This is a genomic window from Hydrogenophaga sp. ZJX-1 (assembly GCF_048590325.1).
Lineage (GTDB): Bacteria > Pseudomonadota > Gammaproteobacteria > Burkholderiales > Burkholderiaceae_C > Hydrogenophaga.
Genome location: NZ_JBMBRA010000009.1, coordinates 60605 through 75500, shown reverse-complemented (window position 1 = coordinate 75500; position 14896 = coordinate 60605). Strand labels below are relative to the sequence as shown.

General features: G+C 69.6%; 12 protein-coding genes. 7 read left to right on the top strand and 5 right to left on the bottom strand.

What is annotated here, in order from left to right; translation table 11 throughout:
* The first annotated feature begins 107 nt into the window (after positions 1 to 107).
* The 5 genes from ACN5W5_RS21500 (at position 108) to ACN5W5_RS21480 (ending at position 5931) form a co-directional block, all read left to right on the top strand.
* The gene (locus tag ACN5W5_RS21500; RefSeq protein ID WP_420050481.1) at positions 108 to 746 is read left to right on the top strand and encodes a DUF502 domain-containing protein; all 639 of its coding nucleotides are present in this window, start codon (positions 108 to 110) and stop codon (positions 744 to 746) included.
* Positions 743 to 3430, top strand: a complete 2688-nt coding sequence (locus ACN5W5_RS21495; protein WP_420050480.1) for a GNAT family N-acetyltransferase — start codon at positions 743 to 745, stop codon at positions 3428 to 3430. The genes ACN5W5_RS21500 and ACN5W5_RS21495 overlap by 4 nt, the downstream gene beginning before the upstream one ends.
* Before the next feature lie 79 nt (positions 3431 to 3509).
* On the top strand, positions 3510 to 4148 hold the full coding sequence (locus ACN5W5_RS21490) for an intradiol ring-cleavage dioxygenase (RefSeq protein WP_420050479.1): 639 nt from the start codon (positions 3510 to 3512) through the stop codon (positions 4146 to 4148).
* A 180-nt stretch (positions 4149 to 4328) separates the two neighbouring features.
* The gene (locus ACN5W5_RS21485; protein WP_420050478.1) at positions 4329 to 5342 is read left to right on the top strand and encodes a metal-dependent hydrolase; all 1014 of its coding nucleotides are present in this window, start codon (positions 4329 to 4331) and stop codon (positions 5340 to 5342) included.
* A gap of 268 nt (positions 5343 to 5610) precedes the next feature.
* Complete coding sequence (locus ACN5W5_RS21480) at positions 5611 to 5931, top strand: EthD family reductase (protein ID WP_420050477.1); 321 nt, start codon at positions 5611 to 5613, stop codon at positions 5929 to 5931.
* Positions 5932 to 5995: 64 nt separating this feature from the next.
* On the opposite strand, the gene ACN5W5_RS21475 is transcribed toward ACN5W5_RS21480, so the two are convergent.
* From ACN5W5_RS21475 to dinG, 4 genes are all read right to left on the bottom strand, one after another.
* Positions 5996 to 6610 carry a LysE family translocator gene (locus ACN5W5_RS21475; protein WP_420050476.1) on the bottom strand — a complete coding sequence of 205 codons (615 nt, stop codon included), beginning with the start codon at positions 6608 to 6610 and terminating at the stop codon, positions 5996 to 5998.
* A 21-nt stretch (positions 6611 to 6631) separates the two neighbouring features.
* Positions 6632 to 7102, bottom strand: a complete 471-nt coding sequence (locus tag ACN5W5_RS21470) for a CopD family protein (RefSeq protein ID WP_420050475.1) — start codon at positions 7100 to 7102, stop codon at positions 6632 to 6634.
* A gap of 48 nt (positions 7103 to 7150) precedes the next feature.
* Complete coding sequence (gene pstS, locus ACN5W5_RS21465; RefSeq protein ID WP_420050474.1) at positions 7151 to 8224, bottom strand: phosphate ABC transporter substrate-binding protein PstS; 1074 nt, start codon at positions 8222 to 8224, stop codon at positions 7151 to 7153.
* A gap of 91 nt (positions 8225 to 8315) precedes the next feature.
* Positions 8316 to 10685 carry an ATP-dependent DNA helicase DinG gene (dinG, locus tag ACN5W5_RS21460; RefSeq protein WP_420050473.1) on the bottom strand — a complete coding sequence of 790 codons (2370 nt, stop codon included), beginning with the start codon at positions 10683 to 10685 and terminating at the stop codon, positions 8316 to 8318.
* Between the two features lie 114 nt (positions 10686 to 10799).
* Between dinG and ACN5W5_RS21455 the strand changes: the two genes are divergently transcribed.
* Both ACN5W5_RS21455 and ACN5W5_RS21450 read left to right on the top strand, forming a co-directional pair.
* On the top strand, positions 10800 to 11903 hold the full coding sequence (locus ACN5W5_RS21455) for a patatin-like phospholipase family protein (protein WP_420050472.1): 1104 nt from the start codon (positions 10800 to 10802) through the stop codon (positions 11901 to 11903).
* A gap of 24 nt (positions 11904 to 11927) precedes the next feature.
* Positions 11928 to 12815: an alpha/beta hydrolase family protein gene (locus ACN5W5_RS21450; RefSeq protein ID WP_420050471.1), complete on the top strand. Its 888-nt coding sequence runs from the start codon at positions 11928 to 11930 to the stop codon at positions 12813 to 12815.
* An 18-nt stretch (positions 12816 to 12833) separates the two neighbouring features.
* Here ACN5W5_RS21450 and ACN5W5_RS21445 read toward each other — a convergent pair whose 3' ends face one another.
* The gene (locus ACN5W5_RS21445) at positions 12834 to 14885 is read right to left on the bottom strand and encodes an ATP-binding protein (RefSeq protein ID WP_420050470.1); all 2052 of its coding nucleotides are present in this window, start codon (positions 14883 to 14885) and stop codon (positions 12834 to 12836) included.
* Positions 14886 to 14896 lie beyond the last annotated feature (11 nt).

The following is a 14896-nucleotide window of genomic DNA, read 5'->3' as shown; positions in this document are numbered from 1 at the left end:
GGCACAAGAAAAAGGCAAATGGGGCCGCTTTCGGGTTTTGCAAGCCACGCCCCGGGGCAACCCCCTGGCGTCACACCGTTCCGCATGCCGGCTGCTATGCTGGAAACATGACGCCACCCGCCCTCCCCGAGCCCGCCATGAAGCGCCTCTCGCAGTACTTCTTTCGCGGCCTGATCACCTTTCTGCCCCTCGCCATCACGGTGTATCTGCTGGTGCTGTTCGTCACCTGGACCGAGCGCACGGCCATCTGGCTGCTGAGCCCCTTCATCGGCGACTTCTACCTGCCCGGGCTGGGCATTGCGCTCGGGGCGGCGGTGATCCTGGCACTGGGCTTTTTCATGTCGCTGAGTGCCACCGGCAAGCTGCTCTCGTACATCGAACTGCCGTTCACCAACCTGCCGGTGGTGAAAAGCATCTACTCGTCGCTGAAGAACTTCGCCGACTACTTCGCGCCGCACGAGCAGGACGCGCAGCAGGTCGTGTTGCTCAAGATGCCCGGCCACGAGCTGAGCATCGTCGGCCTGGTCACGCGCCAGAGCATGAAAGGCCTGCCCAAGGGCATCGGCGAGCTGGAAGACCAGGTCGCCGTCTACCTGCCCATGGGCTACATGATCGGCGGCTACACCGTGTTCGTGCCGCGCAGCTGGACGGTGCCGGTGGACATGTCGGTCGAAGAAGCCATGCGCATGGCGTTGATCGCGTTCATGTCCTCGAACAAGAACGGCAAAACCGAGACCTCCCCATGAGCATCCGCCACCTCGACGCGCTCTTCGCCCCCGCCTCGGTGGCGGTGTTCGGTGCATCGCAGCGCCCGTCCAGTGTGGGCGCCACGGTCTGGCGCAACCTGCACGGCAGCTTCCCCGGCCGACTCTACCCGGTCAACCCCAAACACGCGGCGCTCGATGGCGTGAAGGTCTACGCCACCGTGGCAGCCCTGCCCGAGGCGCCCGACCTCGCCGTGATCTGCACACCCGCGACCACCGTGGTGCCGCTGATCCAGGCGCTCGGCGAGCGCGGCACGCGCGCGGCCATCGTCGTCACCGCCGGGCTCGACAAGGCCACCAGGCAGGCCATGCTCGACGCTGCGAAGGTGCACACGCTGCGCATCCTCGGCCCCAACTGCATCGGTCTGCTGGTGCCGCACCTGGGCCTGAACGCCAGCTTCGCGCACATCGGCGCGCTGCCGGGCGATCTGGCTTTCGTGTCGCAGTCGGGTGCACTGGTCACCGCCATGCTCGACTGGGCCGGCTCGCGCGGCATCGGTTTCTCGAACTTCGTTTCGCTCGGCGAACGCGCCGACGTGGACTTCGGCGACATGCTGGACTACCTCGGCAGCGATCCCAAAACCCGCGCCATCCTGCTCTACATCGAAAGCGTGGACGAGGGCCACAAGTTCATGTCGGCGGCGCGCGCCGCCGCGCGCAACAAGCCGGTGATCGTGGTCAAGGCGGGTCGCTCGGCCGCTGGCCAGGCAGCCGCCGCTTCACACACCGGTGCGCTCGCGGGCTCCGACGCGGTGTTCGACGCGGCCATCGCCCGCGCCGGCATGCTGCGCGTGGACACCCTGCACGACCTGTTCCTCGCCGCCGAAACGCTGGCGCGTTTCCGCGACGGCCCTTCGGGCCCGCTCATCGTGCTCACCAACGGCGGCGGCGCCGGCGTGATGGCGGCCGACGCCGCGGCGGCCGAAGGCGTGCCGATGGCCACGCTGGACGACGCCCTGCGCGCGCGGCTCAACGCGGTGCTGCCCGCCAACTGGTCGCATGCCAACCCGGTGGACATCATCGGCGACGCACCCGCCGAGCGCTACGTGGCCGCGCTCGAAGCACTGTCGCACGACACGACCAACGCCGTGCTCTTCATCCACGCGCCGACCGCCATCGTGCCGAGCCGCGAGATCGCACAGGCCATGCTGCCGCAGGTGACGGCCGAGCCCCGGCGCGTGCTGGGCTGCTGGCTCGGCGACGGCGCCGTGGCGCAGGCGCGCCAGACCTTTCGCCAAGCCGGCGTTCCAGACTACAACACGCCCGAAGAAGCGGTGCGCGCCTTCAACTTCCTGCGCACCTACCGCCTGCACCAGGAAGAACTGTTGCAGACGCCGCCCGCGCGCGGCGCCGCGCACGCCCCCGACCTGCCCGCCATCCGCGCCATCGTGCACACCGCGCTGGCCGATGGCCGCGAGCTGCTCACCGAGCCCGAAGCCAAGGCCCTGCTCGGCGCCGCCGGCCTGCCGGTGGTGCCCACGCGCGTGGTCGGCGCCAGCGCGGACGCAGCGCAGGCCGCTGCCGATGCCCTGGGTTATCCCGTCGTGGTCAAGATCCTGTCGCACGCCATCAGCCACAAGAGCGACGTCGGCGGCGTGCGCCTCAACATCGGCAGCGCCAGCGAGCTGCGCGAGGTCTGCACCAGCATGCTGATGCGCGTGCGCGAGCTGCGGCCCGACGCCGACGTGCAGGGTTTCACCGTGCAGCCCATGGTGCGCAAGAAGCACGCGCACGAGCTCATCATCGGCGCCAGCGTCGATCCGGTGTTCGGCCCGGTCATCCTGTTCGGTGCCGGTGGCACGGCGGTGGAGGTGCTGGCGGACCGCGCGCTGTCGCTGCCGCCGCTCAACACGCCGCTGGCGCTGGCGCAGATCCAGCGCACCCGCATCGCGAAGCTGCTCAAGGGCTACCGCGACGAACCCGCCGCCGACATCGATGCCATCGCCCAGGTGCTGGTGAGCGTGTCGCAGCTGCTGGCCGACGTGCCCGAACTGGCCGAGCTCGACATCAACCCGCTGCTCGCCAACCACGAGGGCGCGGTGGCACTCGATGCGCGCGTGCGGTTGTCGGCGAGCCAGCCGGCCGGCGCGGCGAGCTTCGCCATCCGGCCCTACCCGGCCGAGCTGATCGAGACCTGGGACTGGAACGGGCAGTCGGTCACGCTGCGTCCCATCCGCCCGGAAGACGAAGCGCAACACCGCGCCTTCCTGGAAAAGCTGGACCCGGAAGACATCCGCCTGCGCGTCTTCTACAGCCGCCGCAGCATCGAACACAGCGAGCTCGCGCGGCTGACGCAGATCGACTACGCGCGCGAAATGGCCTTCATCGCCACGCGCCACATCGAAGGCGATGGCGAAGAAACCCTGGGCACCGTGCGCGCCACAGTGGACCCGGACAACCACACCGCCGAATTCGGCGTCATCGTGCGCTCCGACCTCAAGGGCTCGGGCCTGGGCCACCGGCTCATGGACCAGATGATTGAGCACCTGCGCGCGCGCGGCACGCAGCGGCTGGTGGGCACGGTGCTGGCCATCAACCGCGGCATGCTGGAACTTGCGGCCCACCTGGGCTTCCAAGAAACGGACGACCCCGGCGACCCGGACGACCACAGCCTCCGTTTCGTGTCGCTCAATCTGCAGCCCAGCCCCGACGCCCGTTCGGGCTGAGCCGGTGATGGCCCCGGCGCCAGCGGCAACCACCGGCCCAGCCCAAACGGAAACCATCCCCCCGTTCCAGGAGCCAGCCATGCCGTCGAACCGCCCACCCTCGCGCCGCGCCCTGCTCACCCGCGGCGCCGGCCTGCTCGCCGCCACCGCCGCCCCGGCCTGGCTCACGCCCGCCCTCGCGCAAACGGCCCTGCACCCCACCCCGGGCCAGACCGAAGGCCCGTTCTACCCGGTGGCCCTGCCAGCCGACACCGACTTCGACCTGCTGCGCAGCGGCAGCGTGGTCTACGGCAAGGGCCAGCCAGCCTGGGTCGAAGGCGTGGTCACCGACACACGCGGCGTGCCGGTGGCGGGCGCCGTGGTCGAAATCTGGCAATGCGACCAGGCCGGCCACTACCACCACCCAGGCGACGGCGGCAAAGCCGACCCGGCCTTCCAGGGCTTCGGCCAGGTGACCGTCGGGCGCGACGGCCGCTACCGGTTCCGCACCCTCAAGCCCGCGCCCTACAGCGGCCGCACACCGCACATCCACGTGAAGGTCAAGCTGGATCGGCAGGAATTGCTGACCACGCAGATGTACGTGGCGGGTGACCCGGGCAATGAGCGCGACTTCCTGTGGCGGCGGCTGGGTGAACAAGGGCAGGCCGCGCTGACAAGGCCTTTCGTGGCGGGCACCGACGGCCTGCGCGCCGAATTCCCCATCGTGGTGATGGCGTAACCCCCCGCGCCGCCTGCGGCGTAACCCCCCAGGGGACAACGCGAGGGGCCCGGCGAAGCCGGTTCCACCGCGTTCCGGCTTCTGACATGGCACGCCGGAAAGTTGTTTGGTCTGAGGCTCCAGCTTTTCCGTCATGTCCCTCATTCCCATCGACCTTCCGTCAACCACTAAGCTCTTTGCATGGATTCCTTGACTCAGATCGCCCTCGGCTCCGCCGTCGGCGTGGCCGTGATGGGCCGACGCACCGCTGTGTGGAAGGCCGCGCTGTGGGGCGCTGTCGCCGGCACCCTGCCCGATCTCGACGCCCTCATCGACCACGGCGACCCCATCCTCAACATGACGCGGCACCGCGCCGAGAGCCACGCGCTGTTTTTCCTGACGCTGGCCGCGCCGCTGCTCGCGGGGATCGTCTCGCGCCTGCACGGCGAGGCAACCCTGTTCAGGAGATGGTGGCTGGCGCTCTGGCTGGTGCTCATCACCCACCCGCTGCTCGACGCCATGACGGTCTACGGCACACAGCTGTTGCTGCCCTTCACCGACCACCCCTACGGGGTCGGCAGCATCTTCATCATCGACCTCGCCTACACCGTGCCGCTCGTCGTGGGCGTGGTCGCGGCGCTGCGGCTGAAAAATCCACTTGGCCAGCGCTGGAACGCTGCGGGCCTGGTGCTCAGCACGCTCTACCTCGCCTGGAGCTTCGGCGCGCAGCAACACGTGGACCGCATCGCCCGCGCTTCGTTGCAGCAGGCTGGCATCGAAACGCAAGGTCTGCTCGTCACGCCCGCGCCCTTCAACACCGTGCTCTGGCGCCTGGTGGCGACCACGCCCACGCAGTACCACGAGGGCTACTACTCGCTGCTGGACGACCAGGCCGAAGTGCGCTGGACCGCGTACCCGCGCGGTGGCGATCTCATCGAGCGACACGGCCACACCGAACCGGTGGCGCGCATCGCCGCCTTCAGCCACGGCTTCTTCAGCCTGCACAACGGCGGGGACCGCCTGCTGCTGACCGATCTGCGCATGGGCCTTGAACCCACCTACACCTTCCGCTTCGACCTCGGCTCGCCGACGGCCGTCGGCCACGTGCCGGTGACCCAGCTCGGCATGCGCCCGGACCTGGGACGGGCGCTGCCCTGGTTGTGGCAGCGGCTCCAGGGCAATACGCTCTCGACGCTCGGCGTGGCCACCCCGTAGCGGCGACGCACCGCCGGCCCGCCTTCAGTCAACCCATCGCACATCGGCCGTTGCCACGGCCGTGGTGCGCAGGCCGACGCTGCTGCTGTTGGTCAACGTGGCGTTGTGGTGGTCGATCACCAGCAAAGCCTGTGGCCCATGGAGAACTCCCAAAAAAAGCGAACCTGACCCGGACCTCGACCCGTCACCGAAGGTGTTGCCGGAAACGGCACAAAAGCGCACGATGGCGGACTTCCGCACTTTCCCCCCACCCAGCAGGAGACAAACCATGATCAAGGTCAGCGTGATGTACCCCAACACCCCCGGTACGCACTTCAACCACGACTACTACCGCGACAAACACATGCCGCTGGTGAAAGCACGGCTCGGTGCACCGCTCAAGTACTACACCGTGGACAAAGGCCTGGCGGGCGGTGCGCCCGGCTCGGCACCCACCTACGCCGCCAGCGGCCACCTGTTCTTCGACAGCGTCGAAGACTTCCAGACCTCGTTTGGGCCGCACACCACAGAGATCATGGGCGACATTCCGAACTACACCGACATCGCGCCGCTGATCCAGATCAGCGAAGTGGTGGTCGGCAAGCCTTAAGAAGGTGTGAATGAACCCGGCCAACCCGCTCGGGCTCGCCGGATTCATTCGCACCTTCTGAGGCTCAGCGCTCCTGCAGCGCCAGCTGGGCGCCCAGCCCGGCGAAAGCCGCGGCAAAGCCCCGGCGCAGCCAGGCCTGCACGCGGGCCGATTCGATCACCGCTTTGCGGAAGGCGTGGGCCAGCAGGCCATAGACCACGAACACCGCAAACGTCATGGCCATGAACACGCCGCTTAGCAGCAGCAACTGCCCCAGCGGCGATGCAGCGGCCGGGTCCACGAACTGCGGCAGAAAGGCCAGGAAGAAGATCGTCAGCTTGGGGTTGAGGATGTTCAGCAGCAGTGCCTTGACCACGATGCCGCGGCCCGAGCGCTGCGCCGCCTGGCTGTCCACCGCGAAGGCGCTGCGGTCCTTCCAGGTCGCCCAGGCCACGTAGAACAGGTAGGCCACGCCCGCGTAACGCAACACCTCGAACGCGAGCGCGCTGGTGTGCATCACCGCCGCCAGGCCGAAGATCGTCGCCAGCAGGTGTGGCACGATGCCCAGCGTGCAGCCCACCGAAGCGAGCACAGCGGCCTTTCGGCCCTGCAGCAGCGCGGTGGACACGGTGAAGATCACCCCGGTGCCGGGAATGAGCACCACGATGAGCGAGGTGACGAGGAATTCGAGGGAGAGCATGGTGGACTCCTGCGGCAATGTTCAAACCATCAGCAGCGTCAGCACGATGATCACCAACCCGATGGCGAGGTTGATGCCCACCCAGATCCGGATCGAAGCCAGCGCCGCGCCGCCGGCCGGCCAGTCGCTCGCCGCCACCGCCTGGCTCAGGCGCTTGAACAGCGCAAAGCGGATGTGGCCGAAGATGGCCATCATCACGATGCCGAGCGTGGCCATGATGGTCCAGTCCAGCGGCATGTTGAAGGCCAGGCCGGCCTGCACCGTCTCCTTGGCCAGGCGGCCGATCATCCACAGCCCCGACACGAGCACGGTGGCGATGGACACCAGCACGGCGGCAAAGAAGCGCTGCAGCGCGCCGTGCATGAGCGGCACGCGTTGCGGCGGCGGCAGCTGCAAGGCGGCCGGGCGCAGGAAGAAGTGGGCGAAGACCATGCCGCCGATCCAGACGACGATGGCAAGGATGTGCAGCAGCTTGAGGATGGCGTAGATCATGGTCGCTTTCGTGAGAGGGTCGGGTACGGAAGGTGACAGGCTATCAGTTCATTGCAACACCAGCGGCTGGCCATCGGTGGCACGCACCGAACTGAGCCGCCCCGCCAGCCGGGCTTGCAGCGAGATGGGCAGGGGCACGAAGCCGGTGTCATGCACCAGCCGGTCGCCCTGCTGGAACGCCCAGTAGGCAAAGCGCAGCGCTTCCAGGGTGCGGGTATCGCTGCGTGCCGGTGCGGCGTCGAACAGCAGGAAGGTGACCACGGTGATCGGCCAGCTGCTGCCGCCCGGCATGTTCAGCGTGGAGGCCGTGTCCTCGCCTTTGCGGTGCACGTTGCTGGCGCGCAAAGCCTCGGTGATGCTGCGTTCGTTGGCATCGGCCCACTGGCCGGCGGCGTTTTTCAGACGCGCCATGGTCAGATGGTCCTTCTTCGCCCGGTCGTAGCTGGTGTAGGTGATGCCGCCCGGGGTGGTCCCGAGCAGCTTGACCACGCCGCCGTTGCCGTCGGCCGCCAGCACCTGGCCCGGCCATTGGGGCAACTGGCTGGCGCCGACTTCGCTGGCAAAGGCCGGGCTGAGCAGCGACAGGTAGCTGCTGAACGCGTCGGTGGTGCCCGATTTGTCGGCGCGCACGATGCGGCGCACCGCCAGGTCGGGCAGGCGCAGGCCGGGGTTGAGCGCGGCCACGCGCGGATCGTTCCAGCGCCCGATGTGGCCCGCGAACAGGTCGGCCAGCACCTCGCCGGTCAACTGCAGCGGACGGTCCACCCCCGCCCCCAGGTTGACCACGGGCACCACGGCACCGGCCACGGTCGGCACCTGCAACAGGCGGCGCTTCGCCAGTTCAGCGGGCGACAGTGGCGAATCGGTGCCCGCCAGCGCCACCTTGCGCTCGCTGATCTGGCGGATGCCGTCACCCGAGCCCGTGGGCTGGTAACGCAGTTCCACGCCCCGGGCCTGCCGGTAGTGCTCGGACCACTGCAGGTAGATCTGGGCCGGGAAGGTGGCCCCGGCGCCCGCCACCAGAGGGACCGCGGCCCCCTGCGCGTGCACCAGGGGCAGGGTCAGCGGGCACAACAGCGCCGCCAGCGCCAGACGGCGCAGTGTGTTCACAACGACATTCATGTTTGGTTCTCAGCTGGGAAAAGAAAACGGACTGCAGGCGTTCCAGCGCCACCCCGGCGCATGAAACAGTGCCGCCCCCTTACGGGGTATTTCATTTCAAGCCCTGCATCGGACCTACATCGCTCAGCACGCCGTCGGCGCGGCGTTGCAGGCGGTAGGGCGGCAGGCCTTTGAGCATGCGCCGACCGTAGGACTGGCGCAGCAGGCGCGCATCGTAGCAAACCACCACCGCTTCGTCGGTCTCGCTGCGCAAGGCCCTGCCGGTCCACTGCAGCAGGCGCGCGCCGGTGGCCGGCACCACCAGTTCGCTGAACGGATCGCGCCCCTGCGCCTTCAGCCAGTCGGCGCGCGCCTGGCCCACCGGGTCGCTGGGTGAAGCAAACGGCAGCTTGGTGATGAACACCCATTCGCAGAGCTCGCCCGGCAGGTCCAGCCCTTCGCCGAACGACTGCAAACCGAACAGGATGGACGCGCCGCCGGCTTCCACGCGCTCGGCGTGCTGGCGCAGCAGCTGGGTGCGCGAGGCGTCGCCCTGCACCAGCACCTTGTCGCGCAGCTCGCGGTGCAGGCCGCGCTCCAGCAGCTCCTGCGCGCGCCGCATCAGCGCTTTCGAGGTGAACAGCACCAGTGCGCCGCGCTGCACACTGGCCAGGTCGTCCATCAGCGCGTCGAGCATCTCTCGGCTGTAGGACTCCACGTCTTTCGGATCGGCCTGCGTCTGCACGACGACCAGGCGGCCCTGGCGCGCGTGGTCGAACGGGCTCTGCACCTCGCGCGCCACCACGGCGTCGTCAAACGCCAGGCCGGACTCGTGCAGGAAATGGTCAAAGCCGCCGCAGGTGACGAGCGAGGCCGAGGTGACCACCGCCGCGCGCACCTTGCTCCAGAGCTGGTGGCGCAGCAGGCTGCCGGGCTGCAGCGGGCAGGCGTGGGCGGTGAGCGTGACCAGCCCGTGCTGGATGCCGGCTTCGAGCCACTTGGCCAGCGGCGGCTGGCCCGCGGCCGGGTCTTGCAGCCAGAGCTCGGCCGTGGCCTGCGCGTGCTGCAGGCGCGGCGCGAGCACGCCGAGGCGGCTGTAGAGCCGGGCACAGCGTGCGGCGTCGCCCGGGTTGTCGCGCGCGTTGGCCTTGAGCTGCGTGGCCATTGCTTCCATCACCTTCAGCAAGACGCTGGCGCGGCCGTGCAGCAACGACACGCTTTCCATCCATTCGGGCGGCAGTGCGCCGCCTTCGAAGCGCTCCACCACCGGCGCGCCCGCGGCGTCGAAACCGCCACGCGCCGGCGTGCGGCCGGGCGCGCGGCCGGTGAGCGCCGCCCACGCCGGCAGGGCGCCGATGCGCGCCATCGCCAGCCGCGCCAGCTCACCCTGCGCGCCCTTCATCTCGCGCGCGAGCAACGCCACATCCACGCCCGGCGTGTGCTGCAGCGCGCCGGCCACCTCGTCCACCGCGCGCGGCAGGCGGTCCAGCCACTGGCTGCGCATCAGGTCCATGCTCTCGCTGAACTGGCCTTGCGCCACCGCGCCCAGGTGGTGCGCCTCGTCGAACACGAGGTAGCAGTCTTCCGGCGCGGGCAACGCGTGCAGGCCCAGCGTGGAAAGCAGCAGGTCGTGGTTCACCACGATCACCTGCGACTGCGCCAGCTTGGCGCGCGCCTGGTAGTAGCTGCAGCTGTTGTAACTCGGGCAGTGGCGCGCGGTGCAGCTGTGGCGCTCGGCGGCCACCGGGCTCCAGAGTTCGCCTTCGGGCGGCTCGTCGAGCCGGTCGCGATCACCATCCCAGGCGCCGCCGTCCAATTGCCCGGTCCATTTCGCATAGACCTTGGCGCGTTCGCCCCAGCGTTCGGCGGCGCGCGCGCTGGCCGCGGCCGAGGCCACGGTGTGCGCCGCGATGCCGGAGGCCGAGGCGTCGGTGGTTTCGCTGGCGTCGTCGCTCTCGAACAGGTCGGCGCTCGCCGCGTCGCCGCCACTGAGCTGGTCCAGCTTCAGGCGGCAGACGTAGCGGCCGCGCCCTTTGGCGAGCGAATAGGTGAAAGGCTCGGGCAGCGCCGCGGCCAGCGCCGGCAGGTCTTTCGCGATCAGCTGCTCCTGCAGCGCCACGGTGGCGGTGGAGATGATCACGCGCTTCTGCTGCGCCAGCGCGAGCGGGATCACGGTGGACACATAGGCCGCCGACTTGCCCACGCCCGTGCCGGCCTGCACCACCGCGATGCCGCGCTCCGGCAGACCGGCCTCGCCGCTCACCGAACCATCGCCGAGCGAGACGCCGCTCAGCGTGTGCGCGATCAGCGCCGCCATTTCGCGCTGGCCGGGGCGCGAGCGAAAGCCCGGCGCGTGTGACACCACGTGGTCGAACGCGGCCAGGGCCAGCGCCTCGCGCGCCAGCGGACCCGCCGGCAGGGCACCGGCATCGGCATCGGCATCGGCTGTGGAATCGTCGGGGGTATCGGTGGGAATGGACATGCGGGACCGGAATCAAAAGACGATTGTCCCAGACAGGCACCGCCCGGCGCGGCGGCGGGCCATGCCCGGTTGCACTGCACAATGCCCGAGCCCCCGACACAGAGAGAAGATTGCATGGCCACCCGACGCACCCCCGCCGCCGCCCGGCGCCCCGCCCGCTCCACCGGCGGCCACCAGCTGATCGACCTTGCCCTGCAAGGCGGCGGCTCCCACGGTGCTTTCACCTGGGGCGTGCTCGACCGCCTGCTGGAAGACGAGACGCTGGAGATCGCCGGCATCAGCGGCACCAGCGCCGGCGCCATGAACGCGGTGGCGCTGGCCGCCGGGCTGATGGAAGGCGGCCGCGAAGGCGCCCGCACGGGCCTGCGCCGCTTCTGGAAACGGGTCGCCGAGTCCTCGCCGTTCCACGCCCTGGCGGCGGGACCGATGGGCCAGTTGCTGGGCCTGGGCCATCCGTGGCTGCAGGCGGTGGTCGCGCCCTGGCAGAACCTCGCGCAAGCCGTCGGCAGCCAGTTCTCGCCCTACCAGTTCAACCCGCTGAACCTGAACCCGCTGCGCGACATCCTGACCGAGACGGTGGACTTCGAGCGCGTGCGCGCCTGCAACCGCACCCAGCTCTTCGTCGCCGCCACGCACGTGGCCACCGGCGACCTGCGCATCTTTCGCCAGGACGAACTCACCGCCGACATGGTGCTGGCCTCGGCCTGCCTGCCGCTGCTGTTCCAGGCGGTGGAGATCGACGGCGAGGCCTACTGGGACGGTGGTTACGCCGGCAACCCCTCGCTGCTGCCGCTGATCAGCGAGACCGCGGCCGACGACCTGCTGCTGGTGCAGATCAACCCCAGCCGGCGCGAGGCCGTGCCCACCCAGGCCAGCGACATCCTCGACCGCGCCAGCGAAGTCACTTTCAACGCCAGCCTGCTCAAGGAGCTGCGCACCATCGGCCTGCTCAAGGAACTGCTGCAGGACGCCGGTCGCCCCGACAGCGCCTACCGGCGCCCGCTGTTCCAGCGCGTGGACGACCTGCGCCTGCACCGGCTCGACGCCGAAGTCCAGCTCGCGCAGTTCAGCGCCACCAGCAAGACGCAGACCGACTGGGCCTTTCTGTCCCAGTTGCACGACATCGGCCGCGCCACGACCGACGCCTGGCTGCGCACGAACCGCCAGCACCTGGGCCAGCGCTCCACCTTCGAGCTGCCACCGGCCTGCACCGGCTGAACACCCCGACCCTCCCCACACACCATGACCCTGCTGTCCCCCTGGTTCGGGCTTGCCCTGTTCGCCGCCGCACTCCTCAGTGCCCGCTACCTGCTGCACCGGGGCTTGGCCCCGGCCGCCAGCACCGATGGCCCGATCCCCGCCGAACTCGGCCTGCGCGCGCACGAGGTACAGATCCCCGGCGCCGCGGGCCAGCATCTGTTCGCCTGGTACCTGCCCGCGCCCGCATCGGCCCCGCACCCCACGCCCGCCGTCGTGCTGCTGCACGGCTGGGGCGGCAACGCCAGCACCCTGCTACCGGCCGCGCAGGCGCTGCACGCGGCGGGCTTCGCCGTGCTGCTGCCCGAATCGCGCAACCACGGCCGCAGCAGCCGCGCCGGCCACAGCTCCCTGCCCCGCTTCGCCGAAGACCTGGAGGCCGCGCTCGACTGGCTCGCCGCGCAACCCGACGTGGACCCGCAGCGCCTCGCCGCGCTCGGCCATTCGGTGGGCGCTGCGGCCGTGCTGCTGGTGGCCTCGCGCCGCCCCGGCCTGGCCGCCGCGGTGAGCGTGAGCGCCTTCGCGCACCCCGAGTGGGTCATGCGGCGCTGGCTCGCGCAACGCCATGTGCCCTACTGGCCGCTGGGCTGGCTGATCAACCGCTACGTGGAACGCGTCATCGGTGCGCGCTTCGACCACATCGCCCCGCTGGCCACGCTGGGCCAGGCCCGATGCCCGGTGCTGCTGCTGCACGGCGCGCAAGACGACACCGTGCCGCTGGCCGATGCGCAACAACTCATCCAGCACAAGGGCCGTGCGCGCGCCACCCTGCTGGCGCTGGACGGCACTCACGAAGGTTTTGCCGACCCGGCGCAGGCCAGTCGGTCCGTGCTGGACTTTCTGCGGCAGGCCTTGCGGGCCGCTCACGGCTGAACGCAAGGCCCCACGCCATCACCAGGTGGACTGGGGCGCGGCCTCCGGCGCCTCCTTGGGCAGGCTGAAATAGAACGCCGCGCCCTGCCCCACCACACCCTCGGCGCTCACCTTGCCGCCGTGGCGCTGCACCACGCGCTGCACCGTCGCCAGACCCACGCCCGTGCCTTCGAACTCGTTCTGGCCATGCAGGCGCTTGAACGGCTGGAACAGCTGGCTGGCGTAGGCCATGTCGAAACCCGCGCCGTTGTCGCGCACGCAGAAGGTCTGCAAGCCATCGGCGACGCCCGACCGCGAGAGGGAGATGCGCGCCCGCGGTTCGCGCCCGGTGTACTTGCAGGCGTTGCCCAGCAGGTTCTGCAACACCACGCGCATGAGCGTGGGATCGGCCTCGACCAGCAGATCGTCTTCGATCGCCCATTCGATCTGGCGCGTGCTTCCCCCCCGCTCCAGTTCCGCAGCGAGCCCGCGCGCCAGCTCGCTGAGGTTCACCTTCTCGTGGCGCACCGGCGCGCGCCCGTGGTGCGCCAGGGACAGCAGGTCGGTGATGAGCTCGCCCATGCGCCGCGTCGACTCCTGGATCTTGTGCAGAAACACCCGCCCTTCGACCGACAGGCGCTCCGATTCCTCGGCCAGCAGGCTGGCAAAGCCGTCGATGGCGCGCAACGGGGTTCGAAGATCGTGGGACACGCTGTAGGAAAAGGTGTCGAGCTCCCGGTTGAGCACCGCCATCTCGCGCGTGCGCTCGCTCACCCGTTTCTCCAGCTCCTCGTTGAGCTGCTGCAGCGCCAGCTCGGCCCGCCGCGTTTCGGTGATGTCCTGGATGGTGCCCTTGCTGTGCACCAGGCGGTCACCATCGAACGCGTTGATGGCCATTTCCCGCACGTGTTTGACGGCACCGCCGGGCAGCAGCAATCGGTGTTCCAGCTGGTAGGTCTGGCGGGCCTTGCGGACTTCCCCGAACGCGGCCCGCACCCGCTCGCGATCCTCCGGGTGCACCATCTGCAGAAAGCTGTCGAGCGTGGGGCTGCCTTCGCCGGGGCTGAGTTCAAAGATCCGGAACACCTCGTCCGACCAGAGCAGGCGACCGGAAGCGATGTCGAGGTCCCAGTTGCCCATCCGGGCCATGTGCTGCGCCTCTTTCAGGCGAACCTCGCTGGCGCCCACGGCCTGGCGCCCGCGCTCCACGGACCAGAGCAGACCGGCGATGGTGGCGCCCCCCGCCAGCAGCAGCAAGGACACCAGGGCGGTGAACAACTGGCCACGGTGCAGCGTCGGCTCCAGCGGCCCGAGCACCGAATCGTCCGCCAGCCCCACCAGCACCACGGAGCTGCCCCCTGGCAACCGGAACCAGCCATAGGTTCGCGACACCTGGTCCAGCGAGCCGACCGCGCGATACGTCCCCTTGCCCAAGGACGCGTCGGCCATGAAAGGCCGGGAGACCTCAACCCGTCGACCCATGGCCACCCCGTTGTCGCGGCTGCGTGCCAGGTAGGTGCCATCGCCCTGCACCAGCGCCACCACATCCAGCGCCGACAGGTGCAGCGCCGCCAGCCGCTGCGCCAACACATCCGTGGGCACCATCAGATAGACCGCCCCCACGAACCGCCCCTCGTGCTGGATCGGCCGCCCCACCGCGAACTGCCAGCGCTCGGTCACCCGCCCGAACACCGGCGCCCCGATGACCATGCGATCGACCCCGTTGCTGATATCCCGGAAAAACGCGCGGTCCCCGATGAACAGGCCTTCCCCCTTGCCCAGGCTGTTGAACACTAGGTGGCCCTGCGCATTGACCACCAGAACGTGCGACACGAAGCCCGCGGGCAGCGCCTTCAGGTGGTCATCGGCCACGGGCGAAAACCGCTCGGGCGCCTCGACCCAGCGCTGCCGCAGGTCGTGCAGGACCAGGTCCATGGCGCTGAACACGCTGCCCACCTGCCCCGCCATCGCATCGGCCAGGTGCAGGCTGCGTTGCTCGGACTGTTGCAACACCTGCTCGCGCAGCGCCGCCTGCGAGCGCAGACCCTGCCCCCACAGCACCGCCACCGCCACCACGCTGAACAACAGCACGAGGACCAGCA

What these genes read in the sequence shown, in the direction of transcription:
- ACN5W5_RS21500 (WP_420050481.1), top strand. Translation starts at nt 108, where the DNA reads ATGACGCCACCCGCCCTCCCCGAGCCCGCCATGAAGCGCCTCTCGCAG.
- ACN5W5_RS21495 (WP_420050480.1), top strand. Translation starts at nt 743, where the DNA reads ATGAGCATCCGCCACCTCGACGCGCTCTTCGCCCCCGCCTCGGTGGCG.
- ACN5W5_RS21490 (WP_420050479.1), top strand. Translation starts at nt 3,510, where the DNA reads ATGCCGTCGAACCGCCCACCCTCGCGCCGCGCCCTGCTCACCCGCGGC.
- ACN5W5_RS21485 (WP_420050478.1), top strand. Translation starts at nt 4,329, where the DNA reads ATGGATTCCTTGACTCAGATCGCCCTCGGCTCCGCCGTCGGCGTGGCC.
- ACN5W5_RS21480 (WP_420050477.1), top strand. Translation starts at nt 5,611, where the DNA reads ATGATCAAGGTCAGCGTGATGTACCCCAACACCCCCGGTACGCACTTC.
- ACN5W5_RS21475 (WP_420050476.1), bottom strand. Translation starts at nt 6,610, where the DNA reads ATGCTCTCCCTCGAATTCCTCGTCACCTCGCTCATCGTGGTGCTCATT.
- ACN5W5_RS21470 (WP_420050475.1), bottom strand. Translation starts at nt 7,102, where the DNA reads ATGATCTACGCCATCCTCAAGCTGCTGCACATCCTTGCCATCGTCGTC.
- pstS (WP_420050474.1), bottom strand. Translation starts at nt 8,224, where the DNA reads ATGAATGTCGTTGTGAACACACTGCGCCGTCTGGCGCTGGCGGCGCTG.
- dinG (WP_420050473.1), bottom strand. Translation starts at nt 10,685, where the DNA reads ATGTCCATTCCCACCGATACCCCCGACGATTCCACAGCCGATGCCGAT.
- ACN5W5_RS21455 (WP_420050472.1), top strand. Translation starts at nt 10,800, where the DNA reads ATGGCCACCCGACGCACCCCCGCCGCCGCCCGGCGCCCCGCCCGCTCC.
- ACN5W5_RS21450 (WP_420050471.1), top strand. Translation starts at nt 11,928, where the DNA reads ATGACCCTGCTGTCCCCCTGGTTCGGGCTTGCCCTGTTCGCCGCCGCA.